This window comes from Aeromonas sp. FDAARGOS 1406, assembly GCF_019048565.1.
In the GTDB taxonomy this organism is placed as follows: Bacteria; Pseudomonadota; Gammaproteobacteria; order Enterobacterales; family Aeromonadaceae; genus Aeromonas; species Aeromonas caviae.
Genome location: NZ_CP077378.1, coordinates 3,684,061 through 3,701,587 on the forward strand (window position 1 = coordinate 3,684,061; position 17,527 = coordinate 3,701,587).

The window sequence follows — 17,527 nt, forward strand, 5'->3', positions numbered from 1 at the left end:
CCTTGTTCCGCAGCCGAGCCCCTATGCCCGCGTTCTCCTGGTTAGCCCTGTTCTTTGGCGCCTTCTATTTCGTCTATGGCGCCTACCTGCCGTTCTGGTCCCTCTGGCTGGAAGGCATAGGAGTGAGCGCCGAACAGATAGGCCTGCTGCTGGGGATCGGCATGGCCATCCGTTTCGCCGGCAACCTGATGGTGATGGGACGGGTCAAGGGGGCGGGCCAGTTGCTGCCCGTCACCCGGCTGCTCTGCCTGCTGAGCCTGCTGGCGTTTATGGGCTTCTATCTCGACCACAGCCTCTGGTGGCTGGTGGCGCTGACCCTGGCGGCGAACTTCATCTACCCGACCCTGATGCCCATGGGGGAGGCACTTGCCACCCGCATGGTGGTGCAGACCCACCTCGATTACGGCAAGGTGCGGTTGTGCGGCTCCTTCGCCTTTATCGTTGCCTCGACCCTGGTGGGGGCCCTGGTGGGCAACTTCGGCAGCGACTGGGTGCTGCACACCATGGTGGCCGGGCTGCTGATCATGCTGGGGCTGAGCGCGCTGCCGCTGCGACCCGCCCCCCGGGAGCTGCAAGGGGAGCGGGCCAAGGCCTCGCTGCTCGTCACGCTCAGGTCGGCCCCGGTGCGCCGCTTCCTGCTCATCACCGCCCTGCTGCAAGGGAGCCACGCGGCCTACTACGGTTTCAGCGCCATCTACTGGAAGAGCGCCGGCTACAGCGGCACCCTGATCGGGTATCTCTGGGCTCTGGGAGTGGTGGCGGAGATCGCCATGTTCGCCGCGGACAAGCGCTTCCTCCAGCGCTTTGGCGCCCAGACCCTGTTTCTGGTGGGGGCCCTTGGCTGCGTGGTGCGCTGGGTGCTGCTCGGCAGTTCTACCGATCTGGCGGTGCTGGTGCTCGGCCAGCTGCTGCACGGGGTCACCTTCTGCGTCAGTCACCTCGGCGCCATCCGCTTCATGACCCGCCAGTTGCCCGCGGAGCAGCAGATCCCCACCCAGGCGCTCTATGCGGCCCTGGGCCTTGGCATGACGGTGGCGGCCCTGATGGCGATCTGCGGCGTGCTGTTCGAGCCGCTGGGGGGCGGCATCTTCTTTATCATGGTGCTGGTAGTGCTGCCGGTCTTCGTGTTGCGGCTGCGTGAAGAGAGCCCTGAACAGGGCCGATGACACAGGTCTGCCGGTCTCTGGCGCGGCAGACCTCCGACTTATCTGGACAAGGGAAGTAGAGAGATGCACCAAGGATGGCTGCTGATCGGGTTGTCGCTCGCCTATCTGGGCTTGCTGTTCCTCATCGCCTATGTGGCGGACAAGAACAAGCGCCGTCGCCCCAAGGGGCAGCCTCTGCTCTACAGCCTGTCGCTGGCGGTCTATTGCACCTCCTGGACCTTCTTCGGCACAGTGGGCCAGGCCAGCGAATCCCCCTGGTCGCCGGTGCCCATCTACCTGGGCCCCATGCTGGTGTTCCTGTTTGGCTGGCGCCTGCTGGCCCGCCTCATCCTGGTGGCCAAGCGCGAGCACATCACCTCCATCGCCGATTTCATTGCCGCCCGTTATGGCAAGTCCCAGCGCCTGGCCATGGTGATCAGCCTCATCGCCGTCATGGGGATACTTCCCTATCTGGTGCTGCAGCTCAAGGCGATCGTCACCGGGCTCGATCTGCTGATGGCCAACAGCACGGGGGTCAGCCCCACCAGCAACATGGCGGAGCTGGCGCTGGGGGTCACCCTGCTGCTGGCCCTGTTCAGCATTCTGTTTGGCACCCGCAACCTGGATGCCACCGAGCACCACAGGGGCATGGTGGTGGCCATCGCCTTCGAGTCCGTGGTCAAGCTGCTCGCCTTCATGGCGGTGGGGGGCTTTGCGCTCTGGCTCATCATCGCCAGACCGAGCGAGGCGCGTACCCTGGTGGCGGGCGACTTCCTCGATGCGGTGGTGGCGGTGACGCCGGGCGGCCTGCTGGAGCTCGCCATCTACACCCTGATCGCCATGTGCGCCGTCATCTGCCTGCCGCGCCAGTTTCACGTGACCGTGGTGGAGAACAACCAGGGGCAGGATCTGCACTGGGCCCGCTGGATCTTCCCCCTCTATCTCTTTCTGATGGGGCTCTTCATCTGGCCGCTGGCGCTGGCAGGCAAGCAGTGGGTCGGGGCAGACATGGCCTCGGACACCTATGTGATAAGCCTCCCCATGTCGCTCGGCTACGACGGCATGGCGATGCTGGCATTTCTCGGCGGCACCTCGGCGGCCACCGGCATGGTGATCGTCTGCACCATCGCTCTGGCCATCATGGTCAGCAACGATCTGGTGTTGCCGGTCCTGCTGCGCCGGGTCTGGCAACAGGGGCGGGACGAGCGCCTGATGCGGTTGCTGCTGCAGGTGCGTCGGGGCGCCATCTTGTTGATTTTGCTGGCGGCCTGGGCGCTTTATCTCTGGCTCGGGGATCTCACCAGTCTGTCGCGCATCGGCTATCTCTCGTTCGGGGCCGTGGCCCAGTTCGCACCGGCCCTGCTGCTTGGCCTGTACTGGCGTCATGGCAATCGCAAGGGCGTCTATCTCGGGCTCGCCCTCGGGGTCAGCCTCTGGTTCGTGACCCTGCTGGCGGAGAGCGGACTGCTGGCAGGCTCCCCCCTCGAAGCCCTGCTGGCGCCCCCAGACTGGCCGGCGGTGCGGGATCTGAGTCTGGGGGCCTGGTGCCTCTTCCTGAGTCTTCTGCTCAACCTGGTCGGCTATGTGGCGGGCTCCCTGCTGTCACGGGCGGCGGTGAGCGAGCGGCTGCAGGCAGCCAACTTCGTCGGCAAGACGAGCCGGGACACCTCGGCGCTCTATCATGCGCGGGTCTCGGTGAAGGAGCTGGAGATGCTGGCGGCCCGCTTCGTCGGTTCCAGCCGCGTCAAGCGGGCCTTCGGCCGCTTCGCGGGCGAACGGGGAGGCACCCTGGCGCCCCAGATGCAGGCCTCCGCCGAGCTCATCGCCCACACGGAGCGACTGCTGGCGGGGGTATTCGGTACCTCGTCCGCCCGCCTGGTGCTGGCCTCCGCCCTGCAGGGACGCAACATGCAGCTCGAGGAGATCGCCACCATAGTGGACGAGGCCTCCGACATGTTCCGCTTCAACCGCGGCCTGTTGCAGGGGGCAATCGAACACATGGGGCAGGGGATCTCCGTGGTGGACAGGGAGCTCAGGCTGGTGGCCTGGAACCGACGCTACATCGAGCTGTTCTCCTATCCCCCCGGTCTCATTCAGGTGGGCCGTTCCATCGAGGAGATCATCCGCTACAACGCCGGACAGGGGTTGTGCGGCCAGGGAGACATCGAAGCCCAGGTGGCGCGGCGGGTTGCCTTCATGAAGCGTGGCAGCCCCCATGTCTCGGCGCGGGAGCGTCCCGATGGCCGGGTCATCGAGATGCAGGGCAACCCCATGCCTGCGGGGGGCTTTGTCATGACCTTCACCGACATCACCCCGTTCAGGGCGGCGGAGCGGGTGCTGCGAGAAGCGAACGAGCACCTGGAGGCGCGGGTGGCCGAGCGCACCCACGAGCTCTCCGAACTCAATCGCCAACTGCTGCTGGTAAACCAGCAGGTGGAGAGGGCAAATCAGTCCAAGAGCCGGTTCCTTGCGGCGGTGAGCCACGACCTGACCCAGCCGCTGAACGCGGCCAAGCTCTTTACCTCCTCCTTGCTGGAGATGCTGCCCCCGGAGGACGAACCGGCCCGCATCGCTCGCCACATCGACGACGCCCTGGGGGCGACCGAGGATCTCATCACGGATTTGCTGGACATCTCGCGCCTCGAGGCGGGCAAGTTCAAGGCGAAGAAGCTCGATTTCGCCCTGAGCGATGTGCTGGACAATCTCAAGGCGGAATTCGGCGTGCTGGCCCAGGCCGGTGGGATCCAGTTCTCCGTGGTGGAGAGCCGCCTTGCGGTCTACAGCGATGTGCGCTTGCTGCGGCGGGTGTTGCAGAACTTCCTCACCAACGCATTTCGCTACAACCCCGGCGGTCGGGTGCTGCTCGGCTGTCGCCGCATGGGGGATAAGGTGCGCATCGAGGTGTGGGACAACGGCCCCGGCATCCCGGAGGGCAAGCAGGAGGCGATCTTCGACGAGTTTTCCCGCCTCGATCACTCCCGCACCGCCAGGGAGCAGGGGCTTGGCCTCGGGCTCGCCATCGCCCGCGGCATTTCGCAGGTGCTGGGTCATCAGCTCTCCCTGCGCAGCTGGCCCGGAGCGGGGTCCGTCTTTGCCATCACCCTGAACCTCGCGACCCGGCCCGTCATCCCCAGCCAGGTGACGACCCCGGCCTTGCGAGACAGTCAGCTGGAAGGGGTCAGGATCCTTTGCATCGACAACGAGGAGGATATCCTCATCGCGATGGCGTCCCTGCTGGGACGCTGGGGCTGCGAGGTGCGCTGTGCCCAGAGCCAGGAGCAGGCGGAAGAGATCATCGGCGGCGGCTTCCTTCCTGCGCTGGTGCTGTCGGATTATCACCTGGATGACGGCAAGACAGGGTTGCAGGCGCTGCACATGATCAGGCTGGCCCACGGCAACGGTATCGACGGCATCATCATCAGTGCGGATCGCAAGAGCGAGTTGCAGGCACAGATCCGTGAGCACGGCTTCGGCTACGTGAGCAAACCGGTCAAACCTCTCAAGCTGCGCGCCCTGATGAACAGCCTGCTGATGCCGGTTCAGTGACTGGTCTCACAGAATCGAGCATTGGCTGAACATTTTCTGGATGCCATCCAGACGTCATGATCGCCGATGATTGCGCCTCTTTCGTCGCCATTTTCCAGATTTGGTGATAATTGAGTCTTGTTGGGTGTCACTTTTGGCAGGTGGCACCCGGGCGACTCTCCTCTATAGTCATTCGTCGATTATTTTTGTCGCAAATCAAGTTGTGCAAAAAGGCAAACCGGATGAAAGTCCGGGACGCAAAGCTTCCGGTCTAAGGGTCTGCGTACCTAGGATAGCGGGGCCACCACAGGTTGTATCGTCCATGGGCCAAGCCATGGTTGCGATGTTGTCTGCGTTACCTGGCAGGTTGCGTTGCCTTTTTCGTTGTTAATTCCAATAACGAAATAAGGAAGTTCAAATATGTTAAGTCCAAAACTTTCCCTGCTGGCGCTTCTGGTCGGGGGGCTTTGCACTACCTCCGCCTTCGCCGCTGCCCCGGGCAAACCCACCATTGGCTCCGGCCCCACCAAGTTTGCCATCGTTGAAGTCAATCAGGCCGCTTCGGCCTACAACCAGCTGGTGACCGTCCACAAGGATGGCGCTCCCGTCAGCGTGACCTGGAACCTCTGGTCCGGTGACGTCGGACAGACCGCCAAGGTACTGCTCGACGGCAAGGAGGTGTGGTCAGGCCCGGCCTCCGCCGCGGGTACCGCCAACTTCAAGGTCACCAAGGGGGGGCGTTACCAGATGCAGGTGGCCCTGTGCAACGTCGATGGCTGCACCCTTTCCGACAAGAAGGAGCTGATGGTCGCCGATACCGACGGCAGCCACCTGGCGCCGCTCAATGCGCCCCTCAAGGAGAACAACAAGCCCTACGCCAACAAGTCCGGCAAGGTGGTGGGGGCCTACTACGTGGAGTGGGGTGTCTATGGTCGCAAGTTCACCGTGGACAAGATCCCGGCCCAGAACCTGACCCATATCCTCTACGGCTTCACCCCCATCTGCGGTGGCAACGGCATCAACGACAGCCTCAAAGAGATCTCCGGCAGCTTCGAGGCGTTGCAGCGCTCCTGTGCGGGCCGCGAAGACTTCAAGGTCTCCATCCATGATCCCTGGGCGGCGATCCAGATGTCTCAGGGCAACCTCAGCGCCTGGGATGAGCCCTACAAGGGCAACTTCGGCAACCTGATGGCCCTCAAACAGGCCCACCCGGACCTCAAGATCCTGCCGTCTGTCGGCGGATGGACCCTCTCCGATCCCTTCTATTTCCTGGGTGACAAGACCAAGCGCGATACCTTCGTCGCCTCGGTCAAAGAGTTCCTGCAGACCTGGAAATTCTTCGACGGCGTGGACATCGACTGGGAGTTCCCGGGCGGACAGGGGGCCAACCCCAGCCTGGGCGGCCCGAATGACGGCGCTACCTATGTGGTGCTGATGAAGGAGTTGCGAGCCATGCTCGATGAACTGGAAGCCGAGACCGGCCGCCAGTATGAGCTGACCTCGGCCATCAGCGACGGCGGTGACAAGATTGCCAAGGTGGATTATCAGGCGGCCCAGCAGTACATGGACCACATCTTCCTGATGAGCTACGACTTCAGCGGCGCCTTCGACCTGACGAATCTGGCCCACCAGACCAACCTCTTTGCCTCCAGCTGGGATCCGGCCACCAAGTACACCACCGACAAGGGCGTCAAGGCGCTGCTGGGTCAGGGGGTGACACCGGGCAAGATAGTGGTGGGGGCGGCCATGTATGGCCGTGGCTGGACCGGAGTGAAGAACTACCAGGCCGGCAACCCCTTCACCGGCACCGCCACCGGACCGGTGAGCGGTACCTGGGAAAATGGCGTGGTGGATTACCGCGACATCGTCAACAACCGCATGGGCGCAGGCTGGGAGCAGGGCTATGACGAGTCGGCCGAGGCCCCCTATGTCTTCAAGGCCAGCAGTGGCGACCTCATCACCTTTGACAACGACCGCTCGGTCAAGGCCAAGGGGCAGTACGTGCTGGCGAACCAGCTCGGCGGTCTGTTCGCCTGGGAAATTGATGCGGACAACGGCGACATCCTCAACGCCATGCACGAGGGGCTGGGCCACGGCGAGGGTACGCTGCCGCCGGTCAACAAGCCGCTGGTTGCCAATGCCGGCAGCGATCTGAGTGCCACCGGTCCGGCCGAGGTGACCCTCAACGGCAGCGCCTCCCATGATCCGGAAAACGGGGCGCTGACCTACAGCTGGAAACAGGTCTCCGGACCCCAGGCCAGCCTGCTGGATGCCACCCAGGCCAAGGCCCGTGTGGTACTGGATGCCGTCAGCAGCGACATCAATCTGGTGTTCGAGCTGACCGTGACAGACGATCAGGGGCTCTCGGCCAAGGATCAGGTGGTGGTCACCAACAAGGCGCCGCAGCCGAACCTGCCCCCCGTGGTCAGCGTACCGGCCAGTGCGACCGTCGAGGCCGGCAAGCAGGTGAGCATCAAGGCCACCGCTTCCGACCCCAATGGTGATGCCCTGAGCTATCAGTGGACAGTGCCGGCCGGACTCAGCGCCACCGGTCTGGACAGCGCGACCCTGGTGGTCACGGGCTCGAACGTGACCAGTGATACGGCCTACGATCTGACCCTGGTGGTCACCGACGGGGCGCTGGATGCCACAGCCGTTACCCGCCTGACCGTCAAGCCGGCCAGTACAGGTGGTGGCTGCGAGGCCAGCGATCCGGATGCGGCCAACCATCCTGCCTGGAGTGCTGGTACCGTCTACAACACCAATGACAAGGTGAGCCACAAGCAACTGGTGTGGCAGGCCAAGTATTGGACCCAGGGCAACGAGCCGAGCCGCACCGCCGATCAGTGGAAACTGGTGAGCCAGGTGCAACTGGGTTGGGATGCCGGAGTGGTCTACAACGGCGGTGATGTCACCAGCCACAACGGCCGCAAGTGGAAGGCCCAGTACTGGACCAAGGGCGATGAGCCCGGCAAGGCCGCCGTCTGGGTCGATCAGGGCGCGGAGAGCTGCAACTGATCTGCCGTGATGAGAAATGGGGCCGAGGGCCCCATTTTTGTCTTGCTGCGTGGTCGGGTGTCTCTTCCTGTCAGGGGAAAGGCGCACTCGCTTTGTCAAAAAGGCCCGTCAGGGCCTTTTTTCATGGTTTGTCACCGGTTTACAGCGGTTTTTGCCACAGGCTGAGCAGCAGATCCTGCTCGAGGGCGTCGGGCCCCTGGTGGGTGAAGGCATGGCGCTGCTCGCCGCTGGCACGCCAGCCGAGGCGACTGGTCTCCAGAATGTGCTCGCGCAGGCCCTGATCCAGCGCCGTACTGAACTGGGCGCGTTGCTGGGCAACACTGACAAGCCCGGTGAGGGCGGGCCAACTCAGGGGATGTTCCATGCTCACCGGATTGAGGCTGACGCGCAATTGCCACTGATGGCGAGGGCCTGGCTGCACGTGGAGCAGATAGCCGTCCGGCGCCAGCCAGCTGACCAGGAGTTCCGTCTTGACCTTGAGGTCGTTGACCAGCAGCACCTGGGCCGTGCCAGGCAGTAGCGGGGCGCGCGCCGGGTCGGCGATGACGAACTGGCCTTCCGGTTGCGCCTTGTTGGCGGCGAAGATGGCATTCTTGGCCAGATCGAAACCGCCGACCTGCCAGCCGGACAGCCGCTCAGCCAGGGCGCGGCAGTAGTACCCCTCGCCACAGCCGAGGTGGACAAGCTCGCGCTCGCCAAGAGGAGCGAGCAGGTTCGCCATGGCGTCCACCAGAGGCAGCTGGTGGCCTTGTTCCAGGAAGCGGCGCTTGGCGCGCAGCAGGGCCCGGCTGTCACTGTCCTTGGGGTTCTTCTTGCCGGGGATGAGGTCCAGATAGCCTTCCGGTGCGGGATCGAAGTGGTGCTTGTTGTCGCAATAGACCCCGCGGGAGGCGGCATGAAGGTGCAGGGGGCTGCGGCAAAGGGGGCATTGAAGGTGCATAGAAGTTCTCTTGGCGAAGGCCATGACGGCGGGGCGTTCGGGATTATAGGGGAGAGGATCGGAAAAGGCTGCCATGGGCAGCCTTTTTATCCAACGGCGCTGTGCGGGCGCCGTCGGCGGAACCCGGTCAGCGGGTACCAAACACCACTATGGTCTTGCCGTGGGCGGAGATGAGCTCCTGCTCTTCCAACATCTTGAGGATGCGGCCGACGGTTTCACGGGAGCAGCCGACGATCTGGCCTATCTCCTGGCGGGTGATCTTGATCTGCATGCCATCCGGGTGGGTCATGGCATCCGGCTGTTTGGCCAGGTTGAGCAGGGTCTGGGCAATGCGGCCTGTCACGTCCAGGAAGGCGAGGTTGCCGACCTTCTGGCTGGTGTGTTGCAGGCGCTTGGCCATTTGACCGGATAGACGCATCAGGATGTCCGGGTTGACCTGGATCAGCTGACGGAACTTCTTGTAGGAGATCTCGGCGACTTCACAGGCGCCTTTGGCACGCACCCAGGCGGAACGCTCCGGATTCTCGTTCTCTTCGAACATCCCCATCTCGCCCAGGAAATCCCCCTGATTCAGGTAGGAGAGGATCATCTCCTTGCCTTCGTCATCCTTGATTAGGACGGCGACGGTGCCCTTGACGATGTAGTAGAGGGTTTCCGCTTTTTCACCGGCGTGGATCAGGGTGCTCTTGGCGGGATACTTATGAATGTGGCAATGCGACAAGAACCACTCAAGGGTGGGATCGCTTTGCGGTTTGCCAATGATCATGAGACTTCCTCTGTAGTGTCATTTTTATGGACTGTGCGTCCAGGCAAGTTGCCAAGCTTGCCATTCCTTACTCTTTGGTCGCAGTAGAATAAGAGCCTTTGCCTGTGCTGACAAGGCTTTGGGGTTTTGCCGTCCACCGGTGAGCCGCCATTTGCTGCGTCGTCCGGGGCATTCTAGGCAAGAAGAGGAGGTCGGATGTTGATTTCGATCTATTTCCCTTTGGGTCGTCGTCCGTTTCGCAGGAGAGGCTGCTGTCGCCACAAACGGGGCTTTATCGTCGGGAACGGGCAAGATCCTGGCGCATGTGCCACTCGACCCCGGCTTGAGGTATGCTATGGGCGTTAGAACCGTCGTCATTGAGAGGAAAGTGAGAGATGAAAGCCAAGGTCAGCTGGGTGGAAGGCATGAAGTTTGTGGGGGAGAGCGAGTCCGGTCATCAGGTGACCCTGGATGGCGCCAACCCGGGTGAAGGTGCCAGCCCGATGGAGATGATCCTGCTGGCTGTCGGCGGTTGCAGCTCCATCGATGTGGTCTCCATCCTGGAGAAGGCCCGTCAGTCCGTGACCGCCTGCCATGTCGAACTGGAAGGGACCCGCGCCGATACCGTTCCCCGGGTATTTGAGCAGATCCACCTCAAGTTCGTGGTGACCGGCAAGGGGCTGGCGGAGAAGCAGGTCGCCCGTGCGGTGGATCTGTCCATGGAAAAATATTGTTCAGTTTCCCTGATGTTGGAAAAAGCGGTAGAAATTACCCATAGTTATCAAATTCTTGAGGGTTGACCGCTATAGTTTGTCCCGTCGATAACGCCATGACATAAGGAAAGTGCGATGAAAAAAATGATGATGTTGCTTCCCCTGTTCGGTCTGGCCGCCTGCAGCATGCCGCAGCCGACCCAGTATCAATACAGCCAGTATCAGTGCGGGGAAGAGTTGCTGGCCATCACCTATGATGCCCAGGCCGACATGGTGCAGTTCCCTTATGCCGGTGTCTATCACAAGCTGGGGCGCATCGAGTCGCCCAAAGAGACTGCCAGCTATTCCGACGGGGTGACTACCTTCTCCCGTCAGGACAAGCAGGCTACCCTGGTCAAGAGCGGTGTGACCCAGCTGACCTGCGAGTTGAAGTGACCCTGATGCCGTCACGGCGTGCATGGAAAACGGCCTGCGTGAAGCAGGCCGTTTTTGTTGAAAGAGACATCACTCTGACGGTAGCGAGCCCAGCAGCTGGGCGGCCAGTTGCTGGCTAAGCTGGCCACGGGCTTCCTCTGCGACAGGCGCGTCGCTGGCGAGCTGGATGGCGCTGCTCCATACAGCTTTCTGGCTATGCCCGTCGAGCAGCACGACGGCCAGGGTCCCCTTGCGGGCATTGGCGGCGGCGTTCAGGCCCGGTGTCATGCCGAGGCGGGAGAAGATCTCGCCATCGCTCATGTCCTGGCTGCCAGCTACCCCGATGGCGACCCAGACGTCGGCCTCATCCAGGGGAACGCTGCGCCAGCCTTTGCCGTCCAGTTGCCGGATGACGGCCTGCTGTACCGGCTCGAGCCAGGACGCGGCGCTGTTGCCCGCATACTGGAACTGTTCGGCCAGCGCATAGCGTGGTGTCGTCCCGTAGGTCCAATGCTCCGCCGGGCGAACCACCATGGTGCCCGTTTCGACCGTGGGTGCGGCGGGGCCGGAGCTGCAACCGCCCAGCAGGGTTGCCAGCGTGAATGAGAGAAGTGCAGCGCGCATCATTAAGCTCCTTGGCTCAGGTGATCTTGCCCGTTTCGATCAGTTGCTGGATCAGGGGGCGCAGGATCAGTTCCATTGCAAAGCCCATCTTGCCACCCGGCACGACGATGGTGTTCATCCTGGACATGAAGGCGCCGTCTATCATCGACAGCAGGTAGGGGAAGTCCACCTGCTTGATGCCCCGAAACCTGATCACCAGCATACTCTCGTCCAGGCTGGGTATCACCTTGGCGCTGAAGGGGTTGGAAGTATCGACGGTCGGCACCCGCTGGAAGTTGATGTGGGTGCGGGAGAACTGCGGCGTGATGAAGTTGATGTAGTCGTCCATGGAACGCACGATGGAGTCGGTCACCGCCTCGCGGGAGTGGCCGCGTTCCGAGGTGTCGCGAATGAGCTTCTGGATCCACTCCAGGTTGACGATGGGCACCACGCCGATGAGAAAGTCCACGTGCCGCGCCACGTTGTGTTCCCCCGTGACCACGCCGCCATGCAGTCCTTCGTAGAACAGCAGATCCGTCTCGCCGGGCAGATCCTGCCAGGGGGTGAAGGTGCCAGGCATCTGGTTGAAAGGCACTGCCTCGTCGAAGCTGTGCAGATAGCGCCGGTACTGGCCTGTGCCGCTCTGGCCATACTCCTGGAAAAAGGACTCCAGCAGACCGAAGTCGTTGGCCTCCGGGCCGAAGTAGCTGATATGCCGCCCCTGCTCCCGGGCCTTGCGGATAGCCACGTCCATCTCGGGCCTGGTGTAGCGGTGAAAACTGTCCCCCTCGACCACGGCCGCCTTGTATCCAAGCTGGTGGAACATGGAGCGAAAGGCGTTGGTGGAGGTGGAAGTACCGGCACCGGACGAACCGGTGACCGCGATGATGGGATGCTTGGCGGACATAGAATTCTCTCTTCCTTGGGAGTTCCGTTATAAGGGGTGGCCCAAAGTGCGGTCAAGTGCGCCGTCATCCTCCCGCTGCCCCCACGCTTCCCGGCAATAGCGGTGAACAAGGGCTGCCCTGTGCTCTGGGTACGTTGGAATAGGTGCTGCTGGGTGGCGAACTGGTCATGCGGCCTGATGATGTGAGCTGGATAGGTGGAGGGCGGGGTGAGCCGCCCGATAAGCCGTGACCGCGTTACGCTTGGGGGAAGTCGTCAGTGGGTGACTTGCTTAAATGAGCCTTTGGGACGACATTGACACTTTCGTGCAGCTCGCTGTAGACAAGCACGGCGCTACCTTGTAGCAATTGTTGCCTGACTGCTTCGACCTTGTCGGTCAGGCTGACATCCTGTTCACCGTATTCGGTGCCTTCTTGCAGCACAAAGTGTTCGAGCAGGTTGGTGAGGGTGTCTGGCTCCAGTTCTTGCCAGGGGATAATCATGATTTCATCTTCACTCAGTGGGTTGCGGATATTGTCGATGTCTGGTCGGCAAGCGCAAGGGATTTGTCTCGTTTTGGACGAGGGGTGCCATGCAATCCATTGACGCACGCCGACCCTCCAGTCAATTCGAACAGCACCTGTTCGATGCCCGCCGCCGCGCCCTGAGCGCCGGTTTGCGCTGGTACTGGGTCATCAATCTCATCGCCCTCGTATTTCTGCTGACCCGCTTCTACATCTATCGGGATGCACACCTGGTACTGGTCGGCAACCTGCCCTGGTCATACAAATGGCAGCTCTTTGCCATGATAGGTGTTGGCCTGCTGCTGCCGCTCGGGTGGGGCTGGCTCTCCCGTCAATCCCATGCCATCTGGCTGGTGTCCCTGTGCGTCTGTGCCCTGGCCTGGGGGCTAGCCTGGGCCATGGTGGGTTACACCATCTCGATCGTCGACTTGAAGGGGGGCTTCAGTTTCATTTTCAACATGGTCAGTCTGTTGCTGCTGACCGGTCTCGTCGCAGCGTATTGCGATGTGCGGCTGTTTTACGCACTGGTGTCGGTCCCCCTGCTGTTCTTGTTGGTGAGAGCCTCCTGGAGTCCTGAGCCCTTTGTTCTGGTCAACACCATAGTGGTCGGGGTCTTGCTAGTGGTGCTGGAGACGGGACGGCGCATGCTCAACGGCTGGTTCGAGCTTGCGGTGTCAAGGGAGCACGACAACCTGATGCTGGCAAACAAGATGAATGCCATGGCCAACCGGGATCCCCTGACCGGCATAGCCAACCGTCGCCACTTCGATCAGGCGTGCAAGCGTGCCATTGCGCAAGGCACCACCCAGGATGTACCGCTCACCGTGATCCTGCTCGATGTGGATTTCTTCAAGCGCTACAACGATCGCTATGGGCATCAGGCGGGGGATGAGTGCCTGATCTTGGTGGCCGAGTGCCTGGAGGAGAGTGTGCGGGAGCCCGGCGATCTGGTGGCGCGCTACGGGGGAGAGGAGTTCGTGGTGTTGCTGCAGGAGACGACGCTGGCCGGTGGCCAGGAGGTGGCGGAGCGCATTCGCGCCACTCTGGCGGCCAGGGCTCTGCCCCATGAGGATTCCGACGTAGCCCCCCACCTCACCCTGAGCCAGGGGATAGCCCAGTGGCGAGCCGGGGAGAGCCTCGTCATGCTGCTCGAGCGGGTCGATGGCGCCCTCTATCAGGCCAAGGAAGAGGGGCGCAACGGTTACCGGTTCGCGCCCTGAGTCTGTTGCCGCAACCACTGGCTGATGCGCTCATCCAGCCAGAAACGGGGGCGCCAGGGAGAGCCGTGCAGGAAGCCCACGTGGCCGCCCTGGCGGCTCAGCTCGTAGCGCACCAGAGGGGAGAGCTGCTCCGCCGCCGGAATGACGGCATCGGTCATGAAGGGATCGTCGGCGGCGTGAATGACGAGGGTCGGGATGGGAATGCGGGCCAGCAGGCTCAGGCCGGAGCAGGTCTGGTAGTAGTGATCGGCGCTTTCGAAACCATGGAGCGGTGCCGTCACCAGCTCGTCGAACTCCCTCAGTGTGGCGATGCGGGTGATCTGGGTCGGCTGCCAGCGCGCCCGTGCCGCGCTCTGGCGCCGGATCTTGCTTTGCAGGTTGGTTCGCATGGTCCGCAGCAGGTAGTTCTGATAGACCCGTGAGAAGCCCTGATTGACCCGATCGGCACAGCTTGCCAGTTGCAGCGGGGCCGACACTACCACCGCCGCCTTCAATGGTGCCGGGCAGGCCCGCGCCAGCAGATTGACCAGCATGTTGCCCCCCAGGGAATAGCCGATGGCGACCAGGGGGCGGCCAGGAAAACGCCGCTCCAGCTCGGCAATCACCGCCTGAGCGTCCTCGATGGCGCCTGAGTGATAGGCCTGCAGCAGCCGGTTCGGCTCGCCACTGCACCCCCGAAAGTGCATCAGCACCGCCTCGTTCCCTTGCCGCTGCAGGTGGGCAAAGAGCCCCTTGGCATAGTGGGAGTGAATGCTCCCCTCCAGTCCGTGGAACACCACCACCAGGGGTTGTTCATCCTGGCCGGGTTCGCCGCTCCAGGCCAGATCGACGAAATCGCCGTCCGGGAGTTCGAAGCGCTCCTGGATGAAGCGGGCAGGCGAGCGGCGCAGCCACTTGGGCAAAATGGTTTGCAGATGGGGGTTGCGCGCCCACCAGGGGGCGTGGAAGTGGCTTTCTGTCAACATGCAGCGACTCGGAAGAGCAAGGAGGAAAAGGGGGCGGCGAGCCCTTGGCTCGCCGCGACATCAGGCCAGCAGACGATCGTGGTGCTCGGCGCCGCGCAGCATGGCCTGGATCAGTTCGTTGGCTTCAAACTTGGTGAGCGCCTCGTGGGCGCCGACCTGATGGGCCCGCTCCACGCTGATCTCGCTGGAGAGGGAGGTGTGCAGGATGATGTAGGCTCCCGCCAGCTTGGCATCGCTCTGGACCTCGAAGGCCAGCTCGTAACCATCCAGCCCCGGCATCTCGATATCGCTCACCAGGATGTCGATCCGCGTGCCCTGGGAGACCCGGGTCTGCATCAGGGTGAGGGCGTCGCGTCCGTTGGTGCAGACCTCGTAGGGGATATTGATGTAATCGAGCGCCGCCATGAGCTGGCGACGGGCAACGGAGGAGTCGTCCACCAGCAGGATCCGCATCGGCTTGAGCCGCTCGCGCTGCACGTCGGTCAGCACGGGGTAGAGATGGCTGGGATCGTCCGGATAGACCCGTGACAGGATGAGCTCCACATCCAGCAACTGGATCAACTGAGCTCCCACCCGGGTCACGCCGGTGACGAAGACGTTCTGTCCCAAGGAGGGAGGGGGCGGCTCGATGTCACGCCAGTTGCACTCGGTGATCTTGTCGATGCCCCGCACCAGAAAGCCCACCAGGGTGCGGCGGCAATCGGTGATGATGATGAAGCAGTGGGGCATCTCCTCCCGGCTGATGGGGCGGTAGCCCACGGCCATTGCCATGTCGATCACCGGGATGGTGGTGCCGCGCATGCTGGCGGCCCCGAGCACGGTGGGATGGGATTGTGGCAGGGCGGTGAGCTGGGTGTAGGGCACGATCTCCTTCACCTTGAGGGTACCGATGGCGAAGGATTGTCTGGCAGAGAGGTGGAACAGCAACATGCCCTGGGATTGGTTGGCCTTGCTCGTCATGGCGGATGTCCTGTTGATCTAGTCGGTGACGGTCAATCGGGTGTTCAGCATAAAAGATGGTGACATGAATGACTCCTTTGTTGTTAGCGGCGGTGAGCCGCAAAACTGGATTTCTTTTGCCATCCTTTTATGCCTCTCTTATCGGGTCGCGGACGGCTGAGGGGAGAGGGGCGCCCCGAGCCATTGCAGATGAGCCTCGGCCAGCGCGCTTTCATCCCGATAACCCAGCCTGCTCACCACCTGTGACGGTGTGCTGCCGCTTCGCAGCAGGCGAATCCCCTGCAACAGTTGCCACTGATCCTGCAGTGCCTGGGCGTCCGGGCCCTCGAGACCGCGAGTGCCCAGCAGGGTCTGCCAGGCAGCCACGCTATCCGGCTGCGCTCTGGCCAGGGCTTGCCAGGCATCTTGCAGTGCCTGATCCCCCAGTGACGAGATGGTGCAGCCGTGCAACTCATCCCCCACCACTTGCAGCCGCTGCCCATAGGGGCCTTGCCAGTCGCGGGGGCGTGACCAGGCCGTCAGGCTGTCCAGCAGTGCGTCCATCAACGGGCTTGCCTGCAACCAGCCAGCCTGGGCGGGCTGGGGCACCCGCACGGAGCAGGCTAGCAGATCATGCTGGCAGTCAGCCAGAGGGGTGAAGGCGGCGAGGGCATCGGCACAGAGCCAGAAGTGGCTGCCAGGTGTCAGCAGCAGCTCATGGACACCCAATTTCAGCAGCGCCGCCCCCTGGGTGACGCGCAGCAATTGGCCCATGGGGGAGCGCTTGCGGGGGCCTACCTGAAGAGTGGAAGTGGAAAAATGCTGATATTCGATGGCGTGATGCATGTAAAAACCCTGATATGATGCTGCATGGAGGTAACGAAAATGGAAACCAGACGTAAAAAACGCTTCATTGCTGGGGCGGTTTGCCCGGCGTGCGGCAAGATGGACACCATGATGCTGTATATGGAGCATGGAGTCGAGAAGGTGACCTGTGTCGAGTGCGGGGATACCCAGGTGCAGACCCAGGAGCAGGTGGACAAGGCGACGCGCGAGGCGGAGCAGGTGATAGGGGTGTTTCGTCCCGAGTGAGTGCCATGCCTCAAGGTGATGGTACGCCGGTCAGGCTGGTCGCTGTTGATGACTTTTTCATCACACTGAAGCCGGGCCGACCATATGCTTGTCTGCCTTTTTGAGGTATTCTGAGCCCGTTTTTTTCTATCCGCAGGATCCCTGACATGAAAGTAGCTCCCCTGAGCGTGGTTACGCTGGAATACACGGTCACCGACGAACACGGTGAAGTCATCGACACCACTGTCGGTAAAGAGCCGCTGGTGTATCTGCACGGTACCCGTTACCTGGTCTCCGGCCTCGAAGCCGAGCTGGAAGGTCGCAGTGTGGGCGAGGCGTTCGACGTCACCCTGACGCCGAACCAGGCCTATGGCGAGTACGACGAGAATCTGGTGCAGGAAGTGCCCGGCGAGCTGTTCGACGGTATGGAAGTGTCTGAAGGGGATACTTTTGTGGCCGAGACCGACGACGGCCACCGCCCGGTGACCGTCATCGAGGTGTCCGAGGAGTTCATCAAGGTGGACGGCAATCATCCCCTGGCTGGCGTGACCCTGGGCTTCAAGGTCGAGATCAAGGACGTGCGTGCCGCGACCGCCGAAGAGCTGGCCCATGGCCATGTGCACGGCGCTGGTGGCTGCGGTCACGATCATGGTCATGACCATGATCACGGCCATGATCACGATCATGACCACGGTGGCTGCTGTGGCGGCCATGGTCACAACCATGCACACGATCACGGCGACGATCACGGTCACGGTGGTTGCTGCGGTGGTGGCGGTTGTGGTGGCAAGGGCCATCAGCACTGATCACGGCCTGGCCG

General features: G+C 62.5%; 16 protein-coding genes and 1 riboswitch. Of the genes, 8 read left to right on the forward strand and 8 right to left on the reverse strand.

Translation table 11 applies throughout. From position 1 onward, the window contains the following. The first annotated feature begins 23 nt into the window (after positions 1–23). The 3 genes from I6L36_RS17470 (at position 24) to I6L36_RS17480 (ending at position 7,688) form a co-directional block, all read left to right on the forward strand. Positions 24–1,166 carry a 3-phenylpropionate MFS transporter gene (locus I6L36_RS17470; protein WP_109111711.1) on the forward strand — a complete coding sequence of 381 codons (1,143 nt, stop codon included), beginning with the start codon at positions 24–26 and terminating at the stop codon, positions 1,164–1,166. Between the two features lie 63 nt (positions 1,167–1,229). After that, on the forward strand, positions 1,230–4,691 hold the full coding sequence (locus I6L36_RS17475; protein ID WP_216986753.1) for a PAS domain-containing hybrid sensor histidine kinase/response regulator: 3,462 nt from the start codon (positions 1,230–1,232) through the stop codon (positions 4,689–4,691). Positions 4,692–4,892: 201 nt separating this feature from the next. Next, positions 4,893–4,979, forward strand: a riboswitch (cyclic di-GMP riboswitch). Between the two features lie 111 nt (positions 4,980–5,090). Continuing rightward, positions 5,091–7,688 (forward strand): glycosyl hydrolase family 18 protein, encoded by a 2,598-nt coding sequence (locus I6L36_RS17480; protein ID WP_216986754.1) that lies wholly within the window; start codon positions 5,091–5,093, stop codon positions 7,686–7,688. Between the two features lie 139 nt (positions 7,689–7,827). Here the strand turns inward: I6L36_RS17480 and I6L36_RS17485 are convergent, their stop codons facing one another. Next, on the reverse strand, positions 7,828–8,628 hold the full coding sequence (locus I6L36_RS17485) for a putative RNA methyltransferase (RefSeq protein WP_109111708.1): 801 nt from the start codon (positions 8,626–8,628) through the stop codon (positions 7,828–7,830). Positions 8,629–8,755: 127 nt separating this feature from the next. Continuing rightward, positions 8,756–9,394, reverse strand: a complete 639-nt coding sequence (gene crp, locus I6L36_RS17490) for a cAMP-activated global transcriptional regulator CRP (RefSeq protein WP_010673237.1) — start codon at positions 9,392–9,394, stop codon at positions 8,756–8,758. Between the two features lie 374 nt (positions 9,395–9,768). Between crp and I6L36_RS17495 the strand changes: the two genes are divergently transcribed. Then, positions 9,769–10,173, forward strand: coding sequence for an OsmC family protein (locus I6L36_RS17495; protein WP_010673238.1), 405 nt, complete (start codon positions 9,769–9,771; stop codon positions 10,171–10,173). A gap of 48 nt (positions 10,174–10,221) precedes the next feature. Next, positions 10,222–10,521: a hypothetical protein gene (locus I6L36_RS17500; protein WP_010673239.1), complete on the forward strand. Its 300-nt coding sequence runs from the start codon at positions 10,222–10,224 to the stop codon at positions 10,519–10,521. 69 nt (positions 10,522–10,590) lie between these two features. On the opposite strand, the gene I6L36_RS17505 is transcribed toward I6L36_RS17500, so the two are convergent. The 3 genes from I6L36_RS17505 to I6L36_RS17515 form a co-directional block, all read right to left on the reverse strand. Continuing rightward, the gene (locus tag I6L36_RS17505; protein ID WP_109111707.1) at positions 10,591–11,124 is read right to left on the reverse strand and encodes a DUF4136 domain-containing protein; all 534 of its coding nucleotides are present in this window, start codon (positions 11,122–11,124) and stop codon (positions 10,591–10,593) included. A gap of 16 nt (positions 11,125–11,140) precedes the next feature. Next, a complete protein-coding gene (locus I6L36_RS17510) occupies positions 11,141–12,010 on the reverse strand; it encodes a phosphoribulokinase (RefSeq protein WP_010673241.1) in 870 nt (289 codons plus the stop codon). A 235-nt stretch (positions 12,011–12,245) separates the two neighbouring features. Then, positions 12,246–12,491, reverse strand: coding sequence for a YheU family protein (locus I6L36_RS17515; protein ID WP_109111706.1), 246 nt, complete (start codon positions 12,489–12,491; stop codon positions 12,246–12,248). An 89-nt stretch (positions 12,492–12,580) separates the two neighbouring features. Between I6L36_RS17515 and I6L36_RS17520 the strand changes: the two genes are divergently transcribed. Next, a complete protein-coding gene (locus I6L36_RS17520; RefSeq protein WP_042864339.1) occupies positions 12,581–13,732 on the forward strand; it encodes a GGDEF domain-containing protein in 1,152 nt (383 codons plus the stop codon). Here I6L36_RS17520 and I6L36_RS17525 read toward each other — a convergent pair. The 3 genes from I6L36_RS17525 to I6L36_RS17535 form a co-directional block, all read right to left on the reverse strand. Then, on the reverse strand, positions 13,714–14,697 hold the full coding sequence (locus I6L36_RS17525) for a hydrolase (RefSeq protein WP_109111705.1): 984 nt from the start codon (positions 14,695–14,697) through the stop codon (positions 13,714–13,716). The genes I6L36_RS17520 and I6L36_RS17525 overlap by 19 nt on opposite strands. A gap of 60 nt (positions 14,698–14,757) precedes the next feature. Further along, entirely contained in the window at positions 14,758–15,657 is a 900-nt protein-coding gene (locus tag I6L36_RS17530) for a chemotaxis protein (protein WP_109111704.1), read from the reverse strand. 138 nt (positions 15,658–15,795) lie between these two features. Further along, the gene (locus I6L36_RS17535) at positions 15,796–16,482 is read right to left on the reverse strand and encodes a hypothetical protein (RefSeq protein ID WP_109111703.1); all 687 of its coding nucleotides are present in this window, start codon (positions 16,480–16,482) and stop codon (positions 15,796–15,798) included. Positions 16,483–16,521: 39 nt separating this feature from the next. Between I6L36_RS17535 and I6L36_RS17540 the strand changes: the two genes are divergently transcribed. After that, positions 16,522–16,728 (forward strand): YheV family putative zinc ribbon protein, encoded by a 207-nt coding sequence (locus tag I6L36_RS17540; RefSeq protein ID WP_010673247.1) that lies wholly within the window; start codon positions 16,522–16,524, stop codon positions 16,726–16,728. A 146-nt stretch (positions 16,729–16,874) separates the two neighbouring features. Next, entirely contained in the window at positions 16,875–17,513 is a 639-nt protein-coding gene (locus I6L36_RS17545; protein ID WP_010673248.1) for a peptidylprolyl isomerase, read from the forward strand. Positions 17,514–17,527: the final 14 nt, after the last annotated feature.

Coding starts and splice junctions, on each gene's coding strand:
- I6L36_RS17470 (WP_109111711.1), top strand. CDS start 24: ATGCCCGCGTTCTCCTGGTTAGCCCTGTTCTTTGGCGCCTTCTATTTC.
- I6L36_RS17475 (WP_216986753.1), top strand. CDS start 1,230: ATGCACCAAGGATGGCTGCTGATCGGGTTGTCGCTCGCCTATCTGGGC.
- I6L36_RS17480 (WP_216986754.1), top strand. CDS start 5,091: ATGTTAAGTCCAAAACTTTCCCTGCTGGCGCTTCTGGTCGGGGGGCTT.
- I6L36_RS17485 (WP_109111708.1), bottom strand. CDS start 8,628: ATGCACCTTCAATGCCCCCTTTGCCGCAGCCCCCTGCACCTTCATGCC.
- crp (WP_010673237.1), bottom strand. CDS start 9,394: ATGATCATTGGCAAACCGCAAAGCGATCCCACCCTTGAGTGGTTCTTG.
- I6L36_RS17495 (WP_010673238.1), top strand. CDS start 9,769: ATGAAAGCCAAGGTCAGCTGGGTGGAAGGCATGAAGTTTGTGGGGGAG.
- I6L36_RS17500 (WP_010673239.1), top strand. CDS start 10,222: ATGAAAAAAATGATGATGTTGCTTCCCCTGTTCGGTCTGGCCGCCTGC.
- I6L36_RS17505 (WP_109111707.1), bottom strand. CDS start 11,124: ATGCGCGCTGCACTTCTCTCATTCACGCTGGCAACCCTGCTGGGCGGT.
- I6L36_RS17510 (WP_010673241.1), bottom strand. CDS start 12,010: ATGTCCGCCAAGCATCCCATCATCGCGGTCACCGGTTCGTCCGGTGCC.
- I6L36_RS17515 (WP_109111706.1), bottom strand. CDS start 12,491: ATGATTATCCCCTGGCAAGAACTGGAGCCAGACACCCTCACCAACCTG.
- I6L36_RS17520 (WP_042864339.1), top strand. CDS start 12,581: ATGCAATCCATTGACGCACGCCGACCCTCCAGTCAATTCGAACAGCAC.
- I6L36_RS17525 (WP_109111705.1), bottom strand. CDS start 14,697: ATGTTGACAGAAAGCCACTTCCACGCCCCCTGGTGGGCGCGCAACCCC.
- I6L36_RS17530 (WP_109111704.1), bottom strand. CDS start 15,657: ATGACGAGCAAGGCCAACCAATCCCAGGGCATGTTGCTGTTCCACCTC.
- I6L36_RS17535 (WP_109111703.1), bottom strand. CDS start 16,482: ATGCATCACGCCATCGAATATCAGCATTTTTCCACTTCCACTCTTCAG.
- I6L36_RS17540 (WP_010673247.1), top strand. CDS start 16,522: ATGGAAACCAGACGTAAAAAACGCTTCATTGCTGGGGCGGTTTGCCCG.
- I6L36_RS17545 (WP_010673248.1), top strand. CDS start 16,875: ATGAAAGTAGCTCCCCTGAGCGTGGTTACGCTGGAATACACGGTCACC.